General features: G+C 72.0%; 4 protein-coding genes. All 4 read left to right on the forward strand.

Annotation, left to right across the window (positions count from 1 at the left end; translation table 11 throughout):
- Positions 1 to 418, forward strand: a 418-nt coding sequence (gene hisH / locus AC2VNT_RS01085) for an imidazole glycerol phosphate synthase subunit HisH (RefSeq protein ID WP_486945099.1), incomplete at its 5' end; no start/stop codon positions are given.
- A gap of 82 nt (positions 419 to 500) precedes the next feature.
- Complete coding sequence (gene priA, locus AC2VNT_RS01090) at positions 501 to 1,232, forward strand: bifunctional 1-(5-phosphoribosyl)-5-((5-phosphoribosylamino)methylideneamino)imidazole-4-carboxamide isomerase/phosphoribosylanthranilate isomerase PriA (protein WP_407688790.1); 732 nt, start codon at positions 501 to 503, stop codon at positions 1,230 to 1,232.
- A gap of 7 nt (positions 1,233 to 1,239) precedes the next feature.
- A complete protein-coding gene (locus tag AC2VNT_RS01095; RefSeq protein ID WP_486945100.1) occupies positions 1,240 to 2,040 on the forward strand; it encodes an inositol monophosphatase family protein in 801 nt (266 codons plus the stop codon).
- Position 2,041: 1 nt separating this feature from the next.
- On the forward strand, positions 2,042 to 2,232 hold a 191-nt coding region (locus AC2VNT_RS01100; protein WP_486945101.1), incomplete at its 3' end, for a HisA/HisF-related TIM barrel protein.

Genomic DNA, 2,232 nt, shown 5'->3' on the forward strand with positions numbered 1-2,232 from the left:
CATCGCCGAGCGGGTCGCCGCCGGCCGTCCGGTGCTGGGGGTGTGCGTCGGCATGCAGATCCTGTTCGCCCGCGGCATCGAGTTCGGGGTGCAGACCAAAGGCTGCGGGCAATGGCCGGGGGAGGTCACCCGGCTGCGCGCCCCGGTGATCCCGCACATGGGGTGGAACGTGGTGGACGCCGCGCCGGGCAGCGTGCTGTTCAAGGGCCTGGACGCCGACACCCGGTTCTACTTCGTGCACTCCTACGCCGCGCAGCGCTGGGAGGGTGCGCCGGAGGCGATGCTGACCTGGGCTACCCACCGGGTGCCCTTTCTGGCCGCGGTCGAGGACGGTGCGCTGTCCGCCACCCAGTTTCATCCCGAGAAGAGCGGGGATGCCGGTGCGGTCGTGCTGAGCAATTGGGTCGAGGGGTTGTGAAGCTTTGCGCGAAGGTGCATTCCGCTACGCGAATGCCGAGAAGCCGCGTCGCCAGTTGCACTTTCGGCGCCCAGGAGGAGATGTGCTGATTCTGTTACCCGCCGTCGACGTGGTCGAGGGCCGTGCCGTCCGCCTGGTGCAGGGCAAGGCGGGCAGTGAGACCGAGTACGGTTCGGCGCTGGACGCCGCGCTGACCTGGCAGCGCGACGGCGCCGAATGGATCCACCTGGTGGACCTGGACGCCGCCTTCGGCCGCGGCTCCAACCGCGAGCTGCTCGCCGAGGTGGTCGGCAAGCTCGACGTGCGGGTGGAACTGTCCGGCGGCATCCGCGACGACGACTCCCTGGCCGCGGCGCTGGCCACCGGCTGCGCCCGGGTGAACCTGGGCACCGCGGCGCTGGAGAACCCGCAGTGGTGCGCCCGGGCGATCGCCGAGCACGGCGACAGGGTGGCCGTCGGGCTGGACGTCCAGATCGACGACGGACGGCACCGGCTGCGCGGGCGCGGCTGGGAGACCGACGGCGGCGACCTGTGGGAGGTGCTGGAACGCCTTGACGGCGAAGGCTGTTCGCGCTACGTCGTCACCGACGTCACCAAGGACGGCACGCTGGGCGGGCCCAACCTGGACCTGCTGGCCCGCGTCGCCGAGCGCACCGAAGCCCCGGTGATCGCCTCCGGCGGCGTGTCCAGCCTCGACGACCTGCGCGCGATCGCCACCCTGGCCGGCCGCGGCGTGGAGGGCGCCATCGTGGGCAAGGCCCTCTACGCCGGGCGGTTCACCCTGCCGCAGGCGCTGGCCGCGGTGCGGGCATAGGGTCGCGATGGACCTCCACGCGTTGGTCGCCCAGGCGTCGGTGATCCTCGACGCCGTCGTGCCCCGGTTCCTGGACGGCCACCGGGCCGACTCGGCGGTCGCCAAGAAGGGCAACGACTTCGCCACCGAGATCGACCTGGCGATCGAGCGGCAGGTGGTCGCCGCCCTGGTCGGGGCTACCGGGATCGGCGTGCACGGCGAGGAGTTCGGCGGCGCCGACCTCGACGAGCCGTGGGTGTGGGTGCTGGACCCGATCGACGGCACCTTCAACTACGCCGCGGGGTCACCGATGGCCGCGATCCTGCTGGGCCTGCTGCACGACGGGGACCCGGTCGCGGGCCTGACCTGGCTGCCGTTCGTCGACGAGCGCTACACCGCCGTCGCCGGGGGCCCGTTGCTGAAAAACGGTGTGCCGCAGCCGCCGCTGGCCGACACCAAACTGGCCGACAGCCTGGTCGGGGTCGGCACGTTCAGCGCCGACGCGCGGGGCCGCTTCCCCGGACGGTATCGGATGGCCGTGCTGGAAAACCTCAGCCGGGTGTCGTCGCGGCTGCGCATGCACGGCTCCACCGGCATCGACCTCGTCTACGTCGCCGACGGGATCTTGGGTGGGGCTATCAGTTTCGGAGACCACATCTGGGACCACGCCGCCGGGGTGGCGCTGGTGCGGGCCGCCGGCGGCATCGTCACCAACCTCGCCGGTGAGGAGTGGACACCCGCCGCGCGGTCGGTGCTGGCCGCGGCGCCCGGCGTGCACGGCGAGATCCTCGAACAGCTGCGCGCCACCGGCGCACCCGAGGACTACTGAGATGGGTCCGTCAACGTCCGCCAACGGCCTTGCCGTGCGCGTGATCCCGTGCCTGGATGTCGACGCCGGGCGCGTCGTCAAGGGCGACAACTTCGAGAACCTGCGCGACGCCGGCGATCCGGTGGTGCTGGCGGCCGCCTACGACGCCGATGGCGCCGACGAGCTGACCTTCCTGGACGTGACCGCGTCGTC

Source organism: Mycobacterium sp. TH-M15 (assembly GCF_057473705.1).